Origin of the sequence: Ruegeria profundi, assembly GCF_049800715.1 — a bacterium.
GTDB classification, from domain to species: domain Bacteria; phylum Pseudomonadota; class Alphaproteobacteria; order Rhodobacterales; family Rhodobacteraceae; genus Ruegeria; species Ruegeria profundi_A.
The window spans coordinates 270745-292617 of the sequence record NZ_JBNAFO010000003.1 but is presented as its reverse complement, the minus strand read 5'-3'; the positions used below and the strand labels follow the sequence as shown (position 1 = coordinate 292617).

Here is a 21873-nt window from a genome sequence, read left to right as displayed (position 1 = left end):
AACTCTCGCGTTGGAGGTAGAGCGACATAAAAAAACGAGCATGTATTTAGATTCGTTTCAATTTCTGGCGAGCCAAAATGGCTCAGTGGAAAGTGAAAAAACGAAGGCAGGAAGTAGACTAGCTGTGATTCGCGCTCCGTGTGCGCGAAAATTTGCACCCACGTCGTAGCGAAAGGGGCCTCTATGCAGCATGCTTTCCATGCCACGGATGACCGAGACACACTTCCGACAGCACCTTGGGTGATCGAGAAAACTGCGTTGACCGAGGCACTAGCTGTAGATCCTAAAAACGGATTGAGCTCGGAAACCGCAAAGGAACGCCTCTCCCGATATGGACTAAACCGTCTATCCGAAGCCGAGGCTGAGCCAGCGTGGAAAATGCTGCTCGTTCAATTTAAGAGCCCGCTCCTGATAATCCTTATGGTGGGTGCGGTTATTTCGGCTTTCACCGGACATTGGATCGACGCCGTGGCGATCTTTGTGATCGCGATCTTCAATGCCTTCATCTCGTTTTGGCAAGAGTTCAAGGCGGAACAATCACTCGCTGCACTTCGCGAGATGTCAGCCCCACAGGCCTTGGTAAGAAGGGACGGTGACCAGGTACAAATCGCCGCTTCTGATTTGGTCCCCGGCGACATATTGATAGTTAAGACAGGTGATATCCTTGCCGCTGACATTCGCTTCCTCCAAGCCAACAGAATGCAGGTCGATGAAGCTGCGCTAACCGGAGAGTCCGAACCTGTGGACAAACATGATCGCAAGATCAACGATCAGGAGGTCGTTCTTGCCGATCGCCTCAACATGGGCTTCATGAGTACCCTTGTCACTGGTGGAACCGGCGAAGGCGTCGTGGTTGGAACTGGCATGATAACCGAGGTTGGCCATATCGCGGATCTGATGTCAGCAGCCAAGGAACCAAAGACGCCGCTGCAGCTCAAAATCGAAGCACTTTCGAAGGTACTTATTATCGCGGCTCTTATTGTCGTGGCTATCGTCATTGGTATCGGCGTTATCAACGGCATGGACCTCTCTGAGATGCTAAATACAGCGATTTCTCTGTCAGTAGCAGCCATTCCAGAAGGCCTACCAACTGTCGTCACAATTCTTTTGACGCTCGGATCTCAGAACATGGTTTCGAATAACGCTCTGGCTCGAAAACTGTCTTCGGTGGAAACGTTAGGCGCCACGTCTGTTATCTGCTCGGACAAGACTGGAACTCTTACACAAAACCAAATGCAGGTGATGCGCATTTGGGCTGGGGGCGAAACCTGGGAGGTAAGTGGCGCTGGCTTTGACACGTCAGGGGAATTTCTGGACTCGAAAAACGAAGCCACAAAGGTCGAAGTGGGGACACCGTTATGGCCTGTGCTGATGATCTCTGCTTTTTGCAATGATGCCCGGCTGATTGGTGAAGGTGCTGAGACCTCAGTGCAAGGTAACCCGACTGAAGGTGCGCTTCTGGTCGCTGCGGCAAAGGCTGGAATTGATGTCGAAGAACTGAGGGCTCGTCGGAGCGAGGCTCTTCAATCCTTCCCATTTGATTCAACAAGAAAAATGATGTCCGTCTTCGCACAGCTTCCCGACGGGCGGACTGTTTTGGTCGCAAAAGGGGCGCCTGACGTGATTTTGTCGCGAGCGGTTAAGGTCCGTATCGGCGAGGAGGAGCGCCAAATAACGCCTGAACTACGAGCTGATATAGAAAATGTCATTGACAGTTTTGGCGCGCTCGCTCTTAGAACTTTGGCAGTGGCGTATCGCGAAGTTTCCCCAGACGAACTGGATCACGACAACCCCGAACAGGAAATCGTGCTCGCTGGTATCCATGGTATTATGGATCCCCCCCGGCAAGAAGTGCCGCATGCCGTGGCAGAAGCCACCAGTGCCGGAATTCGTACTGTTATGATTACTGGGGATCATGCAGTCACCGCCAAGGCCATAGCCGAGCAAATCGGTGTAATGTCGGATTCGCAGCAAGCCGTATTCACGGGTGCCGAGCTCGACCAAATGAAAGATGAAGATCTAAACAGCGCTGTGAAGAACGCAGCTGTATTTGCACGCGTGACGCCTGAGCACAAACTTCGCATCGTTAAGGCACTTCAGACCAATGGTGAAGTGGCCGCGATGACAGGAGATGGCGTGAACGATGCGCCTGCGCTTCGCGCGGCTGACATAGGTGTCGCCATGGGGATAACTGGGACACAGGTTGCCAAGGACAGCGCCGCGTTGATTCTTCTGGATGATAACTTCACGACTATCGTCACGGCCGTTCGTGAGGGTCGGAGAATCTTTGACAACCTACTGAAATTTGTCCGGCAAGCACTGACTGCCAACGTTGCGGAAGTTACCACCATTCTTTTCGCTTTCCTGCTGATGGGAGCAGATCCCCTCCTTCCGATCACACCGCTTATGATCCTCTGGGTGAACTTGGTTTCAGATGGCTTACCAGCACTGGCGCTGGGATTTGAAAAAAGCGAGCCGGATCTAATGAGACGCCCGCCACGCCCGCGCGACGAGGACATGTTTGGCGGTGGAATGAAAGAGCGGATTCTGATTAGGGGCAGCGCATTGGGATTTCTGACCTACTACGTGTTTCAAGAGTTTCTCGAACGCGGCGCCTCTCTGGAGCACGCGCAAACAGCTGCCTTTATGACCCTCATATTTGCGCAAATCTGGCATGTCTTTGACGCGCGAACTACAACGACACTTTATCGCAAATCGCCGCTTGGCAACACAATGCTCCTAGGCGCAGTCGGCATTTCAGTCGTTTTATCTTTGTTGGCAATTTACTCTGCTCCGGGCAATTTTGTCCTTGGCACGGTTCCATTGCCTTTTTCACACCTGTTGGGAACGTTCTTTGTCGCGGCGCTTCCGACACTCGTGCTGTCCGGCCTAAAGGAAATGTTTCATCTTAAATTCGTTTGAGTGAAAAGAGTGTGGTTTGAAATGGCTAGCCCCAAAAAAGTGGTCACTTGATTTAATTGGAAAGGAGGATCTTACCGAGCTTGTCAACGGAGTGATCTTGTCCTCTCGGGGTAGTTTGCGGCGCGTTTTGAAGCGAACTCAGGAATAGTCATCGGCGTCTGCCGATTGGCAAGTTGCGGCATACACAGATCGAGGTTTCTTTTGTGGTTGGCCGTTTGGATTTCGGATTTTTTTCAACGGGGCTTGCGAGCCAGTCCCTCAGAAAAAAGACATCTGGCGCTAGAGTGATGCTGAAAAAAGTCGAGGCAAGCTCGGCTGAAATGAAACACTGATGGTACAGGATGTTTCCGTTGGGGAGCAATCGATGGTGGCGCATAGAACACCCGTTTGGCGTCCTGACGCAGCAAAGAGGGGGAGGTGATAAATGGAACACAAGGATCCATTTGTAGAAAAACTTCAGGTCGTAATTCGGTTCGCCGTCCGAATTCTGGCCGTAATGATGGTTCTGGTTATACTACTTGGCGTCTTGGATGTGGCCTGGACCCTCTATCAGAAACTAATCAATCAGCCTGTATTCATACTGACAATCTCTGAAATTTTGTCTACTTTTGGCGCCTTCATGGCGGTTCTAATCGCTATCGAAATATTCGTAAACATCACAATCTATCTTCGCGACGACGTAATCCATGTGAAGATAGTGGTTGCGACGGCGCTCATGGCCGTCGCACGAAAGGTCATTATACTCGATACGGAAAAAACCAGCGGGCTGGATCTGGTCGGCCTTGCACTTCTAGTGGTTGCTTGTTCACTCGCTTATTGGCTGGTTCACGATATGCCGTCCTTTAGCGTTCGGTTTGGGCGAGCCAAAAGCGCCGAAGAAGCCAAGGAAGAACAATAGCGCCAGTAATTTGTTTCCTCAGGTAACACTGTGCTCAAGATACTCATATGTGAGGCAACGAGCGACTGGACTTCTATTGTTACATTTTGACTAATTAAGGGTATGAAAGTACGTCTCCATATCGGCGTCGCGACGTTATTCACGTTACTCACGCTAGCCGTAACAACAATGCTTGTTGCCATTCTTTATTTTGGCAACAAAGAGCTCGCCATTCGTACTGCGAAAGAGCGGATGGCCGAGGCCAGAAGCCAGTCAGTCGATGAGATGCTAACCGTGATACGCGGAGCGGGAAGTGTCGTATCTTCTGCATCCGTCTTTCTTTCCAAATTTACGGACTATGCTGGCTCAAGTGCGGGTTTGGACGTGCTCTATTCGCAGATGCAAGGCAATGAGCACTACTATGGCTTGTATTTTGGCGAGGAAGAATCCGGAGACTTTTTTCAGAATATTAACCTCCCAAAACACTGGAAAACATTTGGAACGAGCGCCTTGCCTGTGCCGGAAGGAGTAGATCGCGTTCAACGGATAATTTCCGAGCAATTTGGCGAGCGCGTCGAGACTTACTATTGGTCGGATGGCCGTTCGTTGGCCACACCATTTCTTAGTGGAACCACTGTCTACGATCCTCGAACACGCCCTTGGTATCGCGGGGCGTTGGAGCAAAGCGGCGTTTACGTTTCGCCGCTTTATCAATTCGAGAGCACTGGGCGTCTAGGTGCAACGTTTTCAAAAACCGTGGTTGACGACGAAGGTAAATTGCTTGGCGTCGTTGCGCTCGACATTACAATATCGGCACTTTCGCAAATCCTGGATGATATCAGGATTGGCGATCATGGTTTGGTTTTCATGCTTGATCGCGAAGGTCGCCTGCTTTCCTACACCAGCACGCGATCCGAAGGTGGAGAGCCGCGCTTCGTGAGTACCAATACGAACGAGTCAATTGAAGGTAGTAGCCAAATTATTGACAGTGTCATCGATAAATGGCGAACCAGTCAGCAGGATTTTTTCCGCATAGCTCCAGCATCCGATGAAAGAAACTATATCGCATCTGTGATGCCAATCCCTGAAGTCTTCGGTGCCCAACCCACACTCGGGCTCATAGTGCCGGAAGATGAGTTTATCGGAGAAATAAAAAGAAACACGACTCGTGCCATGCAAATCGGCGTCATTGCTTTGGTTCTGGCTGTCTCATTTACCTTTGTTGTCGCCCGTCTGTTGAGCAAAAATCTTGTGCGCGTGGCAACGGAAGCCAGAAAAGTCAGTAACTTTGAGCTAAGTGAAAACTTGAACTTGAAATCAAATATTCAGGAAGTCGCCGAACTCGGGGCCGCCGTTGCGAGTATGAAAGCTGGATTGTCGAGTTTCGGTGCGTACGTACCGAAAGAGCTGGTACGCTCTATCCTTTCAAAAGCGGAGAGAATTAGCGTTGGCGGAGAGTCGCGCGACGTTACACTTATGTTCGCCGATCTCAAAGGCTTTACGCGCCAAACCGAGGGGCTTGAACCCGAAGTACTGATGCCTGCTTTGTCCGAGTATTTCGAAGCAATGGAAAAAGAGATATCCGGCAATCAGGGTACCGTGGATAAGTACATCGGCGATGCCATTATGGCTCTGTGGAATGCTCCGCTCGATGATATCGATCACCCTGTTCATGCTTGCCGAGCAGCTTTGGCGTGTTTGCAGGCTGAGGCGAAACTCAATTCTGATAAGGAAGCGTTACCATTGCGTCCGTTGCATACACGTTTCGGCCTGCACACCGGTCGCGTAGTGGTCGGTAACGTTGGGTCACTTTCAAGATTGCAATACACTGCGCTCGGCGCTGCCGTTAATTTTGCTTCCAGACTGGAAGGGTTGAATAAAGTTTACGGCACAAGAATTCTCGTATCGTCGGATGTGGCTGTTCACGTCGAGAGCAAGTTTGTGCTGCGCGAAATTGACTTTGTCGTGCCCGCCGGGACTAGTTTTCCTAGTCGTATCTTTGAACTGGTAGCGGAAAAAGATGATGAGAGTGGTTTTCTGGTAAGCGCAGCCAAAAAACGCGAACTCGAAGAATGGCGTGCATGCTATGACTTGTATCAGTTTGGAAAATGGACTGAAGCATTAGATTCCTTGAAGAGGCATCGGGAAATCGCTGCTAACAAGCTTCTTGTAGATGTCTTTATCGAACGCTGCAGCAGTTTTGCGTTTGAACCACCGGCCGATTGGGATGGCGTTTATCGTTTCGAAAAGAAATAAATGAGAAGCATCGCAAACTCTCGCCCCGTTGGACCAGAGACCAGTTATGCACTCACAATCAAACCGGACCAGTCAAATCAGGCCAACCGAATATGGAATTGTACTACTGCCAGCGTATTTCGCCTTCGAACCCAATACTACCGCCTCGGTGATTTTGCGAGCACGGTAGATACGGTGCGCGTCTTTCTACTTCTTGTGATCGCGATTGCGCCCAGCACTAAGGCACATGCAAAAGCTTGAGGAAAAGAGATGGCTTCGCCAAAAGCAAGGTATCCGACGGCAAACATCGTGCGCAATTCGATGCTTCCTACGACCGCAGTTTGGGAAGCCCCAATAACAGGTGAGCATATCGTGTAAATAAGCTGGGGCACGAAAGCTGTAACCAGACCAATGCCAACAATGAAAAGCCAATCGGACTGTTCCCTTGGGAGAAGCTCTCCAACCTCAGCACCAAGTATAAGCGGCGCGAGGCCCAGTACAGGCCCCAGAGAAACTGACGCGATACGTGCCAACGGCGCAATCCGTGACAACCTGTGTACCAGGACGCAAATTCCGAAGCCAAACCCAAATGGGGCGGCAAGGGATAGCAGCAGCGTTGGTAGGTATTCCGCAGCCACTGACGCAGGCGAGCCAGCAATGACAGCTGCAACCACAATCAGACCAGCGGCCAACATGGCACGTCGCGTGGGTGCATCGCCAAATACAGCCCAAGCAATAACTAAGGTGAACACCGGATAGGTCATGTAAAGCACACCCACTGTCGATGCGGGCAACTTCTCCAACGCCTTTACATATCCGATCCAACCAAGCCCCATTACGGCTCCGGCGGAAAGACCCCAAGTGATCTCTCGCCATTCTTTTCGGTGCACGATGAGAACAGGAAGCAGAAGAAGAGCCGCAACAGTGTAGCGGTAGAATGCGACCGCATAGGGTGCAACGCCCTGTTCGGTCAGGCTGCGGCTGAAATAGGGAACCAGCCCGAAACAAATTGAGGCAAAAAGAACACCAATAACCGCAAATGCGTAAGGGATTGGCGATCGATTGCTCACGGGTCTCGTTACCAAAATCTGGAGCTGCTGCTTCGCTCGCAGTTCGTTGTTCCGGAGTGTTCAGTTATGGGTTGCGCGCTTCGGTTTTTGGTAGATACCGACGCTGCCTTCCAAGATGTATGCCCTACGCCCACAACGAGGTTTTAAGTTAAGCTGACCCAAGCCGCATTCCTTGAAGCGCTTTGCACACATGCGGCTACAAACTTAACACCATTGAGCCCATCGTGAACCGTTGGATAAACAACGGATGCGTCAGGTGAACTCCCCTTCCGGAAAGCTAGGATCGCCTCGGCAGCCTCTCCATAGATATTGGCGAAACCTTCAAGATATCCCTCGGGATGGCCCGGAGGGACTCTGCTTAGCCGATTGGCAGCATCACCAGCTCCAGCTCCATTTCGAGTGATCAGACGCTTGGGTTTGTTGTATGGTGTGAACCAAAGGTAATTGGGATCTTCTTGGGCCCACTCCAACCCACCTTTTTCGCCGTAGACCCGCAACCGAAGTGCGTTTTCATTTCCGGGAGCCACCTGAGAAGACCACAGCATTCCACGCGCTCCGCCCTCGAAGCGAAGCAAGACGTGGGCGTTGTCATCGACTTTGCGCCCCGGCACAAAGGCCTGCAAGTCCGCCGCTAGGCTTTCCGCTGTCAGCCCGGTTACAAAGCAGGCAAGGTTGTAGGCATGGGTTCCGATGTCACCGGTCGATCCGCCCGCGCCCGAGCGTTCTGGATCGGTGCGCCACTCAGCCTGTTTGAAATTCTGCTGCTCGGTCAGCCAGTCCTGCGGGTACTCAACCTGGACCACGCGGATCTTGCCAATATCGCCGTTGGCAACCATTTCGCGCGCCTGCCGAACCATCGGATAGCCCGTGTAATTGTGGGTCAAAATGAATAGGGCGTTCGCGCTTTCTGCTGCTTTGACCAACTTCTTTGCATCCGCAAGGGTCGAGGTGAGTGGCTTGTCACAAATGACGTGAATACCGCGTTTCAGGAACTCACGCGCGGCTGCATAATGGACGTGATTTGGCGTGACAATCGAGACCGCCTCGATCCCAGATTTCAGCCGGGCTTCCCTTATCGCCATTTGTTTAAAATCTTCATAGACCCGTTCGAGCCCCAATGCCTGACCACTTTCCAGAGATTTCTCTGGCGTCGAAGACAAAGCACCAGCGACCAGCTCGAACTTGTCGTCCAGTCGCGCGGCTATGCGATGGACACCGCCTATGAAGGCGTCATTTCCGCCGCCAACCATGCCAAGGCGAATACGACCCGAGGTTTCTTCACTGCGTCCTGTGACCATCACTCAATCCCCAGCATTTTACGATTGGCGGCTTCGTCGGCGCCACCGTCGGCGAAATCATCAAAGGCTTTCTCGGTCACACGGATGATGTGATCGGACACGAACTGCGCGCCCTCGCGCGCGCCGTCTTCGGGGTGTTTGAGACAGCATTCCCATTCGACCACAGCCCAGCCATCAAAGTCATTCGCGGCCATTTTTGAGAAGACCGCACCGAAGTCCACTTGGCCATCACCAAGCGACCGGAACCGCCCGGCCCGATCAACCCAGCTTTGATATCCGGAATAAACACCCTGCCGCCCGGTCGGGTTGAACTCGGCATCTTTAACATGGAACATCCTGATCCGATCTTTGTAGATGTCGATATTGTCCAGATAGTCGAGACATTGCAGCACGTAGTGTGACGGGTCGTATAGCATGCAGGCCCGTGGGTGATTTCCCGTCCGTTCCAGAAACATCTCGTACGTCACACCATCGTGGAGGTCCTCTCCGGGGTGGATTTCATAGCAAACATCAACGCCGCAGTCTTCGGCGTGATCAAGGATTGGCACCCAACGACGCGCAAGCTCATCAAACGCCGTTTCAATCAAGCCGGCAGGGCGTTGCGGCCAAGGATAGACATAGGGCCATGCTAGCGCGCCAGAGAATGTTGCATGTGCGGAAATACCCAGGTTTTTTGACGCTGACAGAGCCTTTTTGACCTGATCCACTGCCCATTCTTGCCGGGCTTTCGGGTTCCCGCGAACGCTTTCGGCAGCAAAGCCATCAAACGCGCTGTCATAGGCGGGGTGAACGGCCACAAGCTGGCCCTGAAGATGCGTTGAAAGTTCGGTGACTTCGACGCCATTCTCCATGGCTTTGCCTTTGAAGTCATCGCAATAGCCGGTGCTGGACGCGGCCTGTTCAAGGTCGAACAACCGGCCGTCCCAACTGGGGACCTGAACGCCTTTGTATCCACAATCAGCCGCCCATTTGGTGATCGCGTCCCACGAATTGAACGGTGCTTCGTCCCCCGCAAATTGCGCAAGAAACAAAGCTGGACCTTTAATCGTCTTCATAAAATTTCCTCCCCAAAACCTAAGCCTCTACGGCGGTAAATTATCCTTCAGATAGATGTCGATACGGATACGTTCCTGCGCTTTGTTGAATGGAACCTTGTCCTTAGTAGCGCGCAATAGACGGACGGCAGAACGAACAATATGCCCGGTGTCTTGCGAGATTAAGGCGTCAAATGTGCCAAGCCTAAGCGCCTCACGACTGAGCGGTGTGAGTTCATGTGCTATGATCACCAGATCTTTGCTGAACCTGTTTTCTGAAAGAAATTGTATCAGACCCGCATTGCCCGCTGCTGATGAGTATATTCCGACCAGATCCGGATAGGTTTCAAAGATTTCGGGCATCATCTTGTAAATCAGATCCGGGTCATCGCGGCCTTCGACAGACGCCACGACTTGGAGGTGCGGAAACTCCTCAGCCACAACAATATCAAAGCCTTGGCGACGCTCTAGGTGGTCACGTGCCAAACGGGATCCTGTAAGAACCAAGACCTTGCCGTCACGATGCACAAATCGCCCCATCAGCTGAGCGGCGGTTCGTCCTGCCGAAACGTTATCGATTCCCACAAAGTGGTCTCGCTCGGAACTGGGCAAGTCAGATACCAAGGCAACCACCGGAACGCCTTTGTCCCTGAGCCTTTTGACAGCATCGCGAACAGAAGGCGTTTCGGGGCCGAAAACTGCGACTCCGTCTACATCCAAACTGTCTACAGCATCCAGAATATTGACGATATCTTGCGGCTCGAACGGAGCGACCTTCTTAATCGCAATGCGCGTCCGCTCGATAAACTGGTCACGGGATTGTTCTGCGATCTGACTGCTGATTGCCTCCACAAACTCGTTGTCAGTGTCCGGCAGAACAAAGAGGAAGTTGTAAACTCGGTTTCGCGCAAGGTTGGCCGCGGCCGTGTCGCGCACATAGCCCAGCTCATCAATTGCCTTTTGCACTTTCTGTACAGTTACGGCCCGCACGCCGGGGCGTCTGTTCAAGACGCGGTCAACAGTCGCTAGGCTGACACCTGCAACGCGCGCGATGTCATTGACGGTTGGCTTTTTCACCAATTCTAGTTTTTGTTTTTGGTCTTCCACGTGTTCTTCAGCCCTCAATCTCCCGCGCCAAGCCTTCAAACAACAAAGCAACCGCCTCAGCACCGGGATCGTTATGTCCAACTAGGTTTTCTTCGGGAACATAAGCTGCCCGGCCCGCCTTCGCACGACGAATATTCGCGGTGTTGTTCGCGCCTTCGCGGGCAGCCTCGGCCGCGTGCGTCAGACCAGACGGCAATGCGGCAAGTGCCGGTGCCAAGGCGTCAATCATTGTCCTGTCACCGACCTTGGCACCCCCGACCTGGCTGACGCGGTTCAGGCCCTCGACAAGGGATTTAGGCACGGAGGCTCCGCTTGCACAGGCATCCCCGGCTGCGTTGAAAAAGATCGCAAGAATCACACCGGACGACCCACCCATTGTCTGGCTCAGTTCGTTGCCCAACGCCGGAAACAGCTGTGTCAGATCAGCCAGCGGCATCCGGTCGAGGCTGCCCTGTAACGCCCGAGCGGCGGTCGCCAATGTGCTTCCTGTATCACCATCCCCGGATTTTGCGTCCAGCTCGTTAAGTGTTTTCTCGGCGTTGATGAGGAGGTCGGACAACCGGGTGATCGTTTCCTTTGTTGCGGGATTGTTCGAAGGAATTGGATCGATTGGGGTCAGGCCATCAGGCAATGGTGCTACTTTGATCGGGTCGATCGAATTGACCCCGGGCCATGCAGCTAGATCAACGGGTGCTTCAAGCGCTGACAAATCGCCTTGATCTACGGGCAGAATGGAAACCGAAAACCCGTGCATATCCAGCGACGTCATCATGGGTGCAGGGCCAATGATATGGTGGGCAATACCAGTTTCGGACAACGCATGCGTGAGGACGGCCATTTCCAGCGGAGTTGTAGAACCCAGGTTGTTGACCAACGCCACGCAATCCCCGGACCCAACCCTTTGCTTCAGCTTTTCTACGACTGTGGACATAGCCGAAACAGCATTTGAGAACTCGACTTGCTGTACGCCGGGCTCACCATGGATACCCAAGCCGAGCTCTGCTTTCCCGGGTGCGATCCTGTCTTCTTTCGGAGATCCCGGAACCGTACAGGTGTCTAAGCTCATACCGATGCTGACAACCTTTGCTATGGTGTTTCTTGCGGCGGCGGTGACGGTGTCCAAATCGGCACCGTTTTCAGCAAGCGCTCCGGCGATTTTGTGGACGAACAACGTACCCGCCACGCCACGTGGTTGCGGAAGATCGGGCAGGGCGATGTCATCGTCGACGACGACCATTTCAACCTTGCGACCCAATGCACGAGCGCGTTCAGCCGCCAGTCCAAAATTCAGCCGATCGCCGGTGTAATTCTTGACAATTAGCAAGCATCCAGCCTCACCCGTGACAGCAAGAATGCCCGCTAGAACCGCCTCGACTGAGGGCGAGGCGAACACTTCACCGCAGACCGCGGCTGTCAACATACCGGCGCCAACGAAACCGGCATGGGCGGGTTCGTGACCAGACCCTCCTCCGGATACCAGGGCGACTTTCGACTTGTCCCAATCCGACCGGTAAACGACCTTGATATGCGGATAGCCGTCCAGCCGGGTGAGCTGACCGCCAGAAGAGGCCAGAAGGCCGTCTATCGCCTCTGTCACCAGAGTTTCTTTTGTGTTGAGGAACTGGGCCATGCTTTTGCTCCTTAATTCACGCGCGCGCCGGACGCGTCAAAATACAACGGGTTATTGGGACGGATTTTTATAATCTTTCCAGATGGGTAGTCCTGATGGACATCAATCAGTGTCACAACCGGGTGACCATTCAGGTCTAGGTGCAGCCGCGTTTGATCGCCTAGATGTTCTGCGCGTATCACACGCGCCTCGCTGCCTTCGCCTTCGATGATGTTTTCCGGACGCAGGCCGATCTGCGGACCTTTGTGATCGCCTCCGAACAACTCGGACGGCAGGATGTTGATCCGCGGCAGACCCAACCGGCTGGCTACGTAAACACTTCCCGGATTTTCATAGATATCCCGCGGTGTTCCGTATTGAACCAGCCTACCATTTTCCAAAACGCCAATATGCGTCGCCATTGTCATGGCTTCGACTTGGTCGTGGGTCACATACAGTAAGGTTGACCCAAGATCGGCCTGAATCCTTTTCAACTCGACCCGCAAATCCGCCCGTAGCTTGGCATCCAAAGAGCTGAGCGGTTCGTCCATCAGGAAGATCTGTGGATCGCGCACCAGTGCCCGTCCGATCGACACACGCTGCATTTCACCGCCTGACAGTTCAGTGGCTTTGTTGTCCAGCTTGTGCGGGATCTGGAGGATCTCCGAGACTTCGTTGACCTTCCTCGCGATCTCATCCTCTGGCGTTTTCAGGATCGGCGACCGCAGAGGGAAGGATAGGTTCTCGCGCACCGTCATATGTGGGTATAGCGAGTACTGCTGGAAGACCATCGCCACATCGCGCTGGGCAGGTGTATCTATTCCAACGTCACGCCCGGCAATGCGCACCGTTCCTGAATCCAGTTTCTCAAGCCCGGAAATCAATCTCAGCGTCGTTGTCTTGCCCGCACCAGTCGGGCCCAACAACACCACAAAGGCGCCGTTGGGGATCGTCATTGAGATATCATCCACCGCATTGACGTTGCCAAATGACTTCGAGATATTCTCCAACACGACTTCAGCCATTGCTTAGTACCTCGTCGTTCAGAGCGGACCTCAACGCGCGCCCAGTAGACTTTTCAAACAGGGTTACTGCGGGGGAGCGGAACTCCAATCCCACTGTCTCGCCGGGATTAACGGTTTCGCGGGCATCGATGCGGGCTTTCAGCTCTCCGTTCGGGCTCTGCAGCGTCACGATCTGGGTGGTTCCCAAATATTCTGCGGCCAGGACCTTGGCCCGGTAGGCGCTGTCGTCTGACAGAAAAACATGCTCGGGGCGGACGCCGAAAACCAAGTCCCCTTCCGCCCCTTCCATCAGCTTGGGCACGGCTTCGTCATGGCCATTCAGTCGAACCATTTCCGAGCCAGGTTCGACCTTTCCCTGAAACGGCAGGAAGTTCATCGAAGGCGATCCGATGAAGTCCGCAACGAACATCGTAGCTGGTTTGTCGTAGATTTCCTGAGGTGTGCCGAATTGCTCGATCACAGCGTTGTTCATCACCACGATCTTGTCGCCCATCTGCATGGCCTCCAGCTGATCATGTGTGACGTACACAGTGGTTGCGCCCATGCGATCATGAAGCGCGCGGAGTTCTTCGGCCATGTGTTCCCGAAATTCGGCATCCAAGGCACCAAGAGGTTCGTCCATCATGAACGCCTTGGGCTCGCGAACAATCGCGCGACCCAGCGCCACGCGCTGCCTGTCGCCGCCTGACAACCCACCTACCGGGCTATCGAGGATGTCCTTGATCCCCAGAATGCTTGCGACTTCCTCGACTTTGGCCTTTACGGCGGAGCGGGGCATACCCTGCGATATCAGGGGGTAGCTGATATTCTTGCGCACGTTCATGTGGGGATACAGCGCGAACATCTGGAACACGAAGGCAATGTCCCGCTCGGATGGTGGGCGTTGGCTGATCTCTTCGCCATCCAGATAAATCTCACCCGACGTTGGAAGCTCTAGCCCCGCGATCATCCGCAGGGTCGTGGTTTTTCCGCAGCCGGACGGGCCCAGCAGCATGAAAAACTCGCCGTCCTCAATCGTGAACGAGCTTTCGCGGACAGCCGTGAAATCGCCGAACATCTTCTTTACGTTTTTGACTACGATCTGGGCCATTTCTACTCCGGGAAATGGCTGACGATGATGAACATGACGGTTCCGATCAGCGTGACGATGAAAGAGTAGGTGAAGGCCCAAAGGACAAAGGGTTGCATCAGCATGAAGACACCCAGTGCAATAAGGATGGTTGCGACCATCTCCCATGGGCCGCGGCGGAGCCGTAGTAATCCGGTCAGAAACTCGCTCATTTGCGTACGGCTCCGAATGTGATCCCACGCAGCAAATGTTTGCGCATCAGGATGGTGAAGATCATGACGGGGATCAGGAAGATCGTGGCACCTGCCGCCACAGCAGGCCAGTCCAGCCCGCCAATACCAATAATGGTCGGGATAAACGGTGGTGCAGTCTGCGCATTCGCGGATGTCAGCAGCACGGCAAACGCGTACTCATTCCAGGCGAAGATCAGGCAGAAGATGGCGGTCGACGCAATACCTGTGGCGGCTTGTGGCAGGACAACTTTGTAGAACGCCTGAAACCTCGTGTAGCCATCGATCAACGCCGCTTCTTCGTATTCCCGTGGGATTTCGTCGATGAACCCTTTCAGCAACCAAACCGCCAGCGAAATGTTCACGCCCGTGTAGAGCAAGATCATTCCCAGATGCGTGTCGCTCAGCCCGAGGTTTCTGAACATCAGGAAGATTGGGATGGCGACAGCAACCGGTGGCATCATCCTTGTACTAAGAATGAAGAACAGAAGATCGTCCTTGAGCGGTACTTTAAATCGGCTGAACGCATAGGCGGCCAGCGTACCAAGGAAGATACTCAGGAAGGTTGAGCCAAATCCGATGATAACCGAATTCATAAAGCGCTCGCCGAACTTGGATGGCCCGACAATCACCATGTCGTATTGGCGGACGATCTCATCGGCCCAGTTCTGCGGCGGATTTGCTTCCAGAAACTCCTGCGTCTGCCGTGTGCGCGTGGTGAAGAGGTTGACGTAGCCTTCAAGCGTTGGGTCAAAGACCACTTTAGGCGGGTAGCTGATCGCATCGGCCGGAGACTTGAATCCAGTCAGCAAGATCCACACCAGCGGTATCATCGTGATCAGCGCATAAGTAATGACTAGGAAGCCTGCGATCCATTTGGACCGGTTCGAGGGTTCAGTGACGGAAAAACTGCTCATCTCTGCTTCACCTTGTTCAGGGCTTTGACGTAGATCGACGCAAGGCCGAACACGGTGACGAAAAGGATGATCGCATAGGCTGACGCATAGCCCGTACGCCATTTTTCAAAGGCTTCGCGTTTCAGGTTAATCGAAGTGAGTTCCGTCACAGACCCCGGCCCACCACCGGTGAGCTGAACCACCAGGTCGAACATCTTGAAGTTCTCGATCCCTCGAAACAGCACAGCGAGCATCAGGAACGGCAGCACCATCGGGATGGTAATCGTAAAGAACTGTCGTAGCTTGCTGGCCCTGTCGATCTCAGCCGCCTCGTAGATGTAGTCGGGAATACTGCGTAGACCGGCCAGACAGATCAGCATTACGAAGGGGGTCCACATCCAGGTGTCGACAATCACAATCGCCCATGGGGCCAACGTGACGGATCCCAGCATTTCAAAGCTCGATGGGTCCTTGCCGGTAAACCAGGACACGATGTAGTTAAACAGGCCGATCTGAGGTTGATACAGGAACTTCCAGAAGTTTCCGACAACCGCCGGAGACAGCATCATCGGCAACACGATAATCGTGGTCCAAAGATCGTTGCCCTTGAATTTCTTGTTGATCAACCACGCTAGTGTGAACCCGATCAGGACCTGGAAAAAGATCGTCCAGAACAGGAAATGCGCCGTTGCCTGCATGTTCAGCCAGGTGTCCGAGTCCGTCAGGATACGTTCGTAATTCCTGAGCCCGACATCTTTGACTTCACGCCCGATCCGGTTGGCTTTGTAGTTGGTAAAGCTCAGTTGGATGGTCCAGATCAACGGAAAGATGTTGATCGCCAGCAATAGAAAAATCGTTGGGGAGATGAATATCCAGGCGATCGCGCGGTCGGATAGTCCCCGGATTTTTCGCGCGACTCGCTCGGGCGTTGCCTGCGCAACGCGATCTACGGTCCTGTCAGACATCTCTTTGCCAGTTCTTGTTGGTTTCGGACTCACGGGTGAAGGTGGAGCGGGATTGCACCCGCTCCGGCCTGCGTCCGGACTACAGCTTGCCTTCGTCTTCGAAGACTTCCGTCCAATCTTCGATCAGAAGATCCAACGCTTCCTGAGCTGTACCTTGGTCAGCAACCACGTAGTCGTGGATGCGTTTCTGCATTGCCAGCAAAAGTTCCGCATAAGCAGGCTCTTGCCAGAAATCCTGCACACCGCCCATTGCTTCTAGGAAGTCTCCGGCGAAAGGCTGGCTGTCCACGAAACCGGGATCTTCCAGCACCGAGTTGTGCGCCGAGTAGCCGCCTAGCTCCCACCATTTGGCCTGCACTTCCGGCTGCGCGAACCACTTGATGTACTCAAGTGCAGCGTCCTGTTTGTCAGAGTAGCTGACAACCGAGATACCTTGTCCGCCCAGTGTCGAACCAGCCTGATTTTGGGGTGGGTTCACGAAGAAGTCGATCTTGTCACCGCCGGTATTGGGATCGGCATAGAGACCTGGGAAGAACGCAAACCAGTTCATGGCCATGGCGACCTGACCGGACTTAAAGGCGTCCAGGCTCTCACCCATGTAAGAGTTGGTATATCCCGGAGGCGTCGCCGTTTCGTAGAATTCCTTGTAGAACTCCAGAGCTTCAACCGCTTCGGGTGAGTTTACCGCACCTTCCATGTCATATGAGCCCGGCGTGTTTTCGTATTTGAAGCCCCAAGGATACAGCGCTCCGGTGACACCCATGGTGATCCCTTCCGAGCCGCGCTCGGTAAAGATTGCTGCCCCATAGACGGTCTTGCCGTCGATCTCACGACCTTGGAAGAACTGAGCGATCTGCAGCAGCTCTTTCTGAGACTGTGGCTCACGCAGGTCCTGACCAGTCGCTTCTTTGTATGCGGCTTGGATGTCGGGGTTCTCGAACCAGTCCTTGCGATAGAACCAGCCGTTTGCATCGCCCATCGCAGGCAGCGCGTAATAGTTTGGTGTACCCTTTGGCCAGGTCGAGTACGCGTAGACAGTGGCCGGTGCGAAATCGTCCATGCTGATGCCTTCAGCATCGAAGAACTCGTTCAGCTGAACATAGTGACCATTCTCAGCGCCACCACCGATCCATTGGCTGTCACCAATCAGCAGGTCGCAGAGCTTCCCCCCCGAGTTCAGCTCGTTCAGCATCCGGTCCGCAAAATTTGGCCAGGGAACAAACTCGAAGTTCATTGTGTGGCCGGATTCTGCTTCGAATTCTTTTGATAGCTCAACAAGCGCGTTGGCCGGGTCCCATGCAGCCCAACAAAGCGTCAGATCTTCAGCATTTGCCTTGGTAGAAAGAGTAGTAGCGGCAAGGACTATTGCGCTGGCCGAGGCCAGTTTTGTGTAAGTCATCCATTCCTCCCTTTTTGCGCCGTCAATCGAGGATGTGCGAATCGCGGCATACTTCCAAGGCTATTTGAGGTACGCACCTCAAGTCCAGAATTTTTTGAGGTTCGTACCTCAAAAAGCCTAAGAAGTTTGTTAACACTTCTTTTAGCTATTGATTTTATTGAATTTACTTTCTTGTGTTGATGCGCATGTATTCTTGGCAGTTAGGATTTATGAGGTGCTATTGATCAAAATTTGTACAGCCCGTACCGCGGAAATGATGTGTCCAGCAGGTTTAGCGAACACGCTTTTGAAGCACTCACAGATTATTTGGTCGATACCTTGGAGAATTGGAGATAGCGTAAAACGGCACGGACCACTGGGGATCGTGCATAACTCGTTTGGTCAGGTGCAGACGTATGAACACGCTCTCTATCGTCAGATTGAACCGGTACCCAATTAAGGGTTTGAGTGCCGAACCTATGCACACCGTGACGCTGCGAGCAGGAGAGGGGATTCCTGGTGATCGCCTATTCGGATTCGCGCGCTACAACTCCGGTTTCGACGCGCAGAACCCTCAACCACTGCCGAAAGATCGCTTTGTTGTTCTGTTGAATGAGGCTGCGCTGGCAGGCGTCAAGACGAATTTTGATACTGAGACCCAATTTCTTGAGATCAAGGTGAGCGGTAAAACTCACAGCTTTAATATGCAAGCACCAGAAGATCGGGTGAATGCGGCAAGTTTCCTGTCTTCAGAGATCGACTTAAAAGATCCCGAACCGCCAAATTTCGTTTCGTCTGCTCCGCATCGGTTTACAGATGTGTCTGTCGTGTCACCTAAAATGATGAACGCGATATCCGTTTTGAATCTGACGTCGGTGGAAAAATTGGGTGAACAACTGAACGCGGAAATCCACCCAGCACGCTTCCGGGCGAATATTGAGATAGAAGGCTTACCCCCGTTTTCTGAGCTCGACGCAGTTGGATCAGTTCTTAGATTCGGCGATGTCGAGTTAAAGATACTCTCACGTACGAAAAGGTGTGCAGCCACCGAGGTGAACCCGGATACGGCCGAGCGGGACTTGAAGATACCCTATCTAATTCGGAAGTTGATGGGTCATATGGACATGGGTGTCTATGTTGAGGTGGCCAAAGGTGGAACGCTGAGCGTCGGTCAAACTGGGGAAACGTTAAATTGAATACCTCTCCTCCTGCCAAAGTGGTATGAGCTAGGTTCTTGCCCCATTGATTTTTGCGTGGTTCACGGTTCGAAAAACGAGCGGCACGTAGGTCTGATCTGTTTTGGCTGACCGACGCCCAGATGGCTCGTCTTCAGCCCTCCCTTCCTAAGTCTCACGGCATACCCCGCGTCGATGACCGGCAGTGTTGAGCGGGATAGTCTTCATTAGTCGCGATGGTTTGCGCTGGCGCGATACGCGCGTGCATCCCAGGCCGGAAGCAGCGGAAGAAAGCAGTGAAGTACGACAAGCGTCGCTACAAACGTCGCAATCGGATCGAGATCATGTTCGGAAGGCTGAAAAGACTGGCGGCGAGTGCCAAACCAATACGATACGTGCCCAAAGGTCTGCCTCTAAGCCATAGCACTGGCGGCCACCGTCATCTATTGGCTTTGCGTCCCGACCACAAGCGGAGATTCAACTATTTCGCTCTCACATCGCCTTGTATTCTGGAAGTTTCGACAAGGCAGACTTCAAGGCGTCGCCCCAGCCTTCCGATATCGTTCGAAAGTACTGATCATCACTCTCAAACCTGGACCTCGTGCCAGCATCAAGGCTATCTTCATCGTAAAGCAGTAGATCCAACGGTGCCCCAACAGACAAGTTCGCCTTGATCGTGGAGTCGAAACTGACGAGCAAGAGTTTCACGGTCTCTGGAAAGCTCATTTCGGGATCGTAGGCACGCACCAGAATTGGGCGGCCGTATTTTGTCTCTCCGATCTGAAAGAATGGGGTGTCGTCGCCTGCCTCGATAAAGTTGCCTTCGGGGTAGATCAGGAACAATCGAGACGGCCCACCCTTAATCTGCCCACCCAGAATAAGTGTCGCGTGAAAGGCGCTGTCAGCTTGTTGCCCAGAGCGGGCGTGCTCTTCGATGACATCGTTCAGCGTAGCCGCGACCAGTTGCGCGACCTGAAACATCGTCGGCGCTTCCAGGATCGAGGGAGAACGATCTTCCGGGGCCTTAGTGCGCTCCTCAAGCAGGCTTACTGTGGCCTGAGTGGTCGCCAGATTGCCTGCGGTCAACAGAGTGATCGACCGCTCACCTTCCACCGTCCAGTTGAACATCTTGTTAAAAGTCGAAATATTGTCGACGCCAGCATTCGTGCGCGTATCGGACATGAACACCAGTCCGCGGTTCAGCCGCATGCCCACAGCATAGGTCATTAAGTTCTCCGTTACTGCTGTGCGACTTGCAACTGTACTGTCAATTGCTCGCCCGCTGTCCCAATTCTGTTCCCTATTACCGGCGCAGCTTGGGCATAGTCCAGACCGGTTGCGACGCGTACATAGCGGTGATCAGGCGAAATCCCGTTGGAAACGTCAAATCCAACCCATCCGAGCCCGTCCAAATGCACTTCGGCCCATGCATGGGTCGCGTCTTGCAGCTCCGTTTCGTTCATCATCAGGTAACCCGAAACATAGCGCGCAGGCAGTCCGATCTGTCGAGCGCAGGTAATGAAGATATGCGCATGGTCCTGGCACACGCCGCACCCTGCTGCGAGGGCGTCTTCAGCGCTCCAGCCTGGGTGCGAACTTCCAACTTCATAGCTGACCCGAGATCGAATTATTTCGGACAAGGCGTGCATCTGTTGAAGCGGTTCGCCTTCGGGCAGCGCGCCGATCACGTCGGCAACCCCTTTTCCTGGCGTTGTCTGAGGCGTGCTCCGATTGAAAAGCCATAGCGGTGTCGACCCTTCGTGGCGTCCCAGGATACCATGTGTGTCTTCCACCGCCACAACGCCTTCGGAAATCAACGAAATGCTCTGGGTATTTGCTTCGAAACTGATCAGTTCCACTGTGTTTCGGTGGTAGTCTTCAAAGCTCAGCTCTTTGACCCCTCCGATGACTTCAGTGCTCCAGCTTTCAATGGTCTGGTTGCGAAATGACTTTGGCGTTTTCCTAAGCTGCTGCAGTCCAAAGGGGACCGGCGCGTCGAAATCGTATCGTGTCTCATGGCGAATATGGAGTTTCATGGGCTACTCATAGAACCGGTAGTCAATCTCGATCTGACGACTTAAGCTGCCGAGATCTTTCAGAAAATCCTGAATGTATTCATGCAGCCCCAACTCAAAGATATCGGATATTTTCCGGTCCAGATATTTCTCGTACAGTGCATTTGATGCGGCGCATGACGGCCCCGCAAAGCCATAGTCTTTCTTCAGGTAGGACAGGTTTTCTTGAATCTTTCTACAACAAAAGTGAAGACTGCGGGGCATCCGCTCATCCAAGATCAAAAACTCGGCAATGTCAGACGGTCGGGTTTTCTGACCGTGGGTCATCCGATAGCCGCCACCAGCACCGACGGAGCGAAGGATGCTTTCCCACTGGATGTTGTCCAATGACGAGCCGACAGAGAACGCTGTGGGCAATAGAACGTAGTACTTCACGTCCAAGATGCGCCCCGTGTTATCGGCCCGTTCGACAAAAGTGCCGATGCGGGTGAAATCGAAAATATCATTGCGCAGCATGGTGCCCAAAGTGGCGCCACGGACCAGAGCGGCCTGGTGGCGAATAAGCTCCAGCATGGCGGGCAAATCGCGCTCATTCACGCGGCGCTTCATCGCCTCGTCAATTTGCATCCAACTTGCGTTCACCGCGCTCCAAACATCGTGGGTCAATGCGGTTCGAACAAGGCGAGCGTTGTTTCTTGCCTGTTTGATGACCGACTTGATCGAGGATGGGTTATCGGCATCGCGTAACACCCAATCCACAGCGTTGTCTTTTGAAATGTCATCGTACTTGGCGTGGTATCCATCCAAAACGCCCGCCGTTTTCAGTACAGAGCCCCATTCTTCGGCGGAGTTCTTGGAACGGGTCAACGCCATCCTCTGACCTGTTTCAAGCAGCCTCGCCGTGTTTTCCGCCCGTTCGAGGTAACGGGACATCCAGAACAACCCGCCAGCAGTTTTTCCCAGCATGG

18 protein-coding genes and 2 pseudogenes are annotated in these 21873 nt (G+C 53.4%); 6 read left to right on the top strand and 14 right to left on the bottom strand.

The genetic code is table 11. The features are described 5' to 3' along the window. Positions 1 to 183 precede the first annotated feature (183 nt). The 3 genes from ACP15L_RS07480 to ACP15L_RS07470 all read left to right on the top strand — a co-directional run bounded on the left by ACP15L_RS07480 (position 184) and on the right by ACP15L_RS07470 (position 6055). Complete coding sequence (locus ACP15L_RS07480) at positions 184 to 2922, top strand: cation-translocating P-type ATPase (RefSeq protein WP_425083696.1); 2739 nt, start codon at positions 184 to 186, stop codon at positions 2920 to 2922. Positions 2923 to 3346: 424 nt separating this feature from the next. Then, positions 3347 to 3820, top strand: a complete 474-nt coding sequence (locus ACP15L_RS07475; protein ID WP_425083695.1) for a phosphate-starvation-inducible PsiE family protein — start codon at positions 3347 to 3349, stop codon at positions 3818 to 3820. 102 nt (positions 3821 to 3922) lie between these two features. Next, positions 3923 to 6055 carry an adenylate/guanylate cyclase domain-containing protein gene (locus ACP15L_RS07470; protein ID WP_425083694.1) on the top strand — a complete coding sequence of 711 codons (2133 nt, stop codon included), beginning with the start codon at positions 3923 to 3925 and terminating at the stop codon, positions 6053 to 6055. Between the two features lie 137 nt (positions 6056 to 6192). Here ACP15L_RS07470 and ACP15L_RS07465 read toward each other — a convergent pair whose 3' ends face one another. The 11 genes from ACP15L_RS07465 to ACP15L_RS07415 form a co-directional block, all read right to left on the bottom strand. After that, positions 6193 to 7104 (bottom strand): DMT family transporter, encoded by a 912-nt coding sequence (locus ACP15L_RS07465; RefSeq protein ID WP_425083693.1) that lies wholly within the window; start codon positions 7102 to 7104, stop codon positions 6193 to 6195. Between the two features lie 143 nt (positions 7105 to 7247). Then, positions 7248 to 8402 carry a Gfo/Idh/MocA family protein gene (locus ACP15L_RS07460; protein ID WP_425083692.1) on the bottom strand — a complete coding sequence of 385 codons (1155 nt, stop codon included), beginning with the start codon at positions 8400 to 8402 and terminating at the stop codon, positions 7248 to 7250. Next, positions 8402 to 9457, bottom strand: a complete 1056-nt coding sequence (locus ACP15L_RS07455; protein ID WP_170719913.1) for a sugar phosphate isomerase/epimerase family protein — start codon at positions 9455 to 9457, stop codon at positions 8402 to 8404. The genes ACP15L_RS07460 and ACP15L_RS07455 overlap by 1 nt, the downstream gene beginning before the upstream one ends. 27 nt (positions 9458 to 9484) lie before the next feature. Further along, complete coding sequence (locus tag ACP15L_RS07450; RefSeq protein WP_170666317.1) at positions 9485 to 10543, bottom strand: LacI family DNA-binding transcriptional regulator; 1059 nt, start codon at positions 10541 to 10543, stop codon at positions 9485 to 9487. A 7-nt stretch (positions 10544 to 10550) separates the two neighbouring features. Continuing rightward, a complete protein-coding gene (locus ACP15L_RS07445) occupies positions 10551 to 12173 on the bottom strand; it encodes a dihydroxyacetone kinase subunit DhaK (RefSeq protein WP_425083691.1) in 1623 nt (540 codons plus the stop codon). Positions 12174 to 12184: 11 nt separating this feature from the next. After that, a complete protein-coding gene (locus ACP15L_RS07440) occupies positions 12185 to 13177 on the bottom strand; it encodes an ABC transporter ATP-binding protein (protein WP_425083690.1) in 993 nt (330 codons plus the stop codon). Continuing rightward, on the bottom strand, positions 13170 to 14267 hold the full coding sequence (locus ACP15L_RS07435) for an ABC transporter ATP-binding protein (RefSeq protein ID WP_425083689.1): 1098 nt from the start codon (positions 14265 to 14267) through the stop codon (positions 13170 to 13172). Before ACP15L_RS07435 ends, ACP15L_RS07440 begins: the two co-directional genes overlap by 8 nt. Positions 14268 to 14269: 2 nt before the next feature. Next, positions 14270 to 14458, bottom strand: a complete 189-nt coding sequence (locus ACP15L_RS07430; RefSeq protein ID WP_155150119.1) for a hypothetical protein — start codon at positions 14456 to 14458, stop codon at positions 14270 to 14272. After that, entirely contained in the window at positions 14455 to 15393 is a 939-nt protein-coding gene (locus tag ACP15L_RS07425; RefSeq protein WP_010442361.1) for a carbohydrate ABC transporter permease, read from the bottom strand. The genes ACP15L_RS07430 and ACP15L_RS07425 overlap by 4 nt, the downstream gene beginning before the upstream one ends. Further along, on the bottom strand, positions 15390 to 16337 hold the full coding sequence (locus ACP15L_RS07420; RefSeq protein WP_170332156.1) for a carbohydrate ABC transporter permease: 948 nt from the start codon (positions 16335 to 16337) through the stop codon (positions 15390 to 15392). The genes ACP15L_RS07425 and ACP15L_RS07420 overlap by 4 nt, the downstream gene beginning before the upstream one ends. Before the next feature lie 79 nt (positions 16338 to 16416). Then, positions 16417 to 17736 (bottom strand): ABC transporter substrate-binding protein, encoded by a 1320-nt coding sequence (locus tag ACP15L_RS07415; RefSeq protein WP_170375848.1) that lies wholly within the window; start codon positions 17734 to 17736, stop codon positions 16417 to 16419. A gap of 395 nt (positions 17737 to 18131) precedes the next feature. Between ACP15L_RS07415 and ACP15L_RS07410 the strand changes: the two genes are divergently transcribed. The 3 genes and pseudogenes from ACP15L_RS07410 to ACP15L_RS07400 all read left to right on the top strand — a co-directional run. Then, complete coding sequence (locus ACP15L_RS07410) at positions 18132 to 18911, top strand: MOSC domain-containing protein (protein WP_425083688.1); 780 nt, start codon at positions 18132 to 18134, stop codon at positions 18909 to 18911. Positions 18912 to 19033: 122 nt separating this feature from the next. Next, positions 19034 to 19146 (top strand): annotated as a pseudogene (locus ACP15L_RS07405) (IS5/IS1182 family transposase); the annotation flags it as partial. Next, a pseudogene (locus tag ACP15L_RS07400) lies at positions 19145 to 19307 on the top strand (IS5/IS1182 family transposase); the annotation flags it as partial. The pseudogenes ACP15L_RS07405 and ACP15L_RS07400, both read left to right, overlap by 2 nt. A gap of 75 nt (positions 19308 to 19382) precedes the next feature. Here ACP15L_RS07400 and ACP15L_RS07395 read toward each other — a convergent pair. Genes ACP15L_RS07395 through ACP15L_RS07385 form a run of 3 tightly spaced genes read right to left on the bottom strand, consistent with a single transcriptional unit; the run spans position 19383 to position 21871 of the window. Continuing rightward, positions 19383 to 20117, bottom strand: coding sequence for a peptidase (locus tag ACP15L_RS07395; protein ID WP_425083687.1), 735 nt, complete (start codon positions 20115 to 20117; stop codon positions 19383 to 19385). A gap of 11 nt (positions 20118 to 20128) precedes the next feature. After that, the gene (locus ACP15L_RS07390; RefSeq protein WP_425083686.1) at positions 20129 to 20926 is read right to left on the bottom strand and encodes a transglutaminase family protein; all 798 of its coding nucleotides are present in this window, start codon (positions 20924 to 20926) and stop codon (positions 20129 to 20131) included. 3 nt (positions 20927 to 20929) lie between these two features. Then, a complete protein-coding gene (locus tag ACP15L_RS07385) occupies positions 20930 to 21871 on the bottom strand; it encodes an alpha-E domain-containing protein (protein ID WP_425083685.1) in 942 nt (313 codons plus the stop codon). Positions 21872 to 21873 lie beyond the last annotated feature (2 nt).

Coding starts and splice junctions, on each gene's coding strand:
- ACP15L_RS07420 (WP_170332156.1), bottom strand. CDS start 16,337: ATGTCTGACAGGACCGTAGATCGCGTTGCGCAGGCAACGCCCGAGCGA.
- ACP15L_RS07480 (WP_425083696.1), top strand. CDS start 184: ATGCAGCATGCTTTCCATGCCACGGATGACCGAGACACACTTCCGACA.
- ACP15L_RS07460 (WP_425083692.1), bottom strand. CDS start 8,402: ATGGTCACAGGACGCAGTGAAGAAACCTCGGGTCGTATTCGCCTTGGC.
- ACP15L_RS07395 (WP_425083687.1), bottom strand. CDS start 20,117: ATGACCTATGCTGTGGGCATGCGGCTGAACCGCGGACTGGTGTTCATG.
- ACP15L_RS07455 (WP_170719913.1), bottom strand. CDS start 9,457: ATGAAGACGATTAAAGGTCCAGCTTTGTTTCTTGCGCAATTTGCGGGG.
- ACP15L_RS07425 (WP_010442361.1), bottom strand. CDS start 15,393: ATGAGCAGTTTTTCCGTCACTGAACCCTCGAACCGGTCCAAATGGATC.
- ACP15L_RS07445 (WP_425083691.1), bottom strand. CDS start 12,173: ATGGCCCAGTTCCTCAACACAAAAGAAACTCTGGTGACAGAGGCGATA.
- ACP15L_RS07385 (WP_425083685.1), bottom strand. CDS start 21,871: ATGCTGGGAAAAACTGCTGGCGGGTTGTTCTGGATGTCCCGTTACCTC.
- ACP15L_RS07470 (WP_425083694.1), top strand. CDS start 3,923: ATGAAAGTACGTCTCCATATCGGCGTCGCGACGTTATTCACGTTACTC.
- ACP15L_RS07435 (WP_425083689.1), bottom strand. CDS start 14,267: ATGGCCCAGATCGTAGTCAAAAACGTAAAGAAGATGTTCGGCGATTTC.
- ACP15L_RS07440 (WP_425083690.1), bottom strand. CDS start 13,177: ATGGCTGAAGTCGTGTTGGAGAATATCTCGAAGTCATTTGGCAACGTC.
- ACP15L_RS07410 (WP_425083688.1), top strand. CDS start 18,132: ATGAACACGCTCTCTATCGTCAGATTGAACCGGTACCCAATTAAGGGT.
- ACP15L_RS07415 (WP_170375848.1), bottom strand. CDS start 17,736: ATGACTTACACAAAACTGGCCTCGGCCAGCGCAATAGTCCTTGCCGCT.
- ACP15L_RS07390 (WP_425083686.1), bottom strand. CDS start 20,926: ATGAAACTCCATATTCGCCATGAGACACGATACGATTTCGACGCGCCG.
- ACP15L_RS07475 (WP_425083695.1), top strand. CDS start 3,347: ATGGAACACAAGGATCCATTTGTAGAAAAACTTCAGGTCGTAATTCGG.
- ACP15L_RS07430 (WP_155150119.1), bottom strand. CDS start 14,458: ATGAGCGAGTTTCTGACCGGATTACTACGGCTCCGCCGCGGCCCATGG.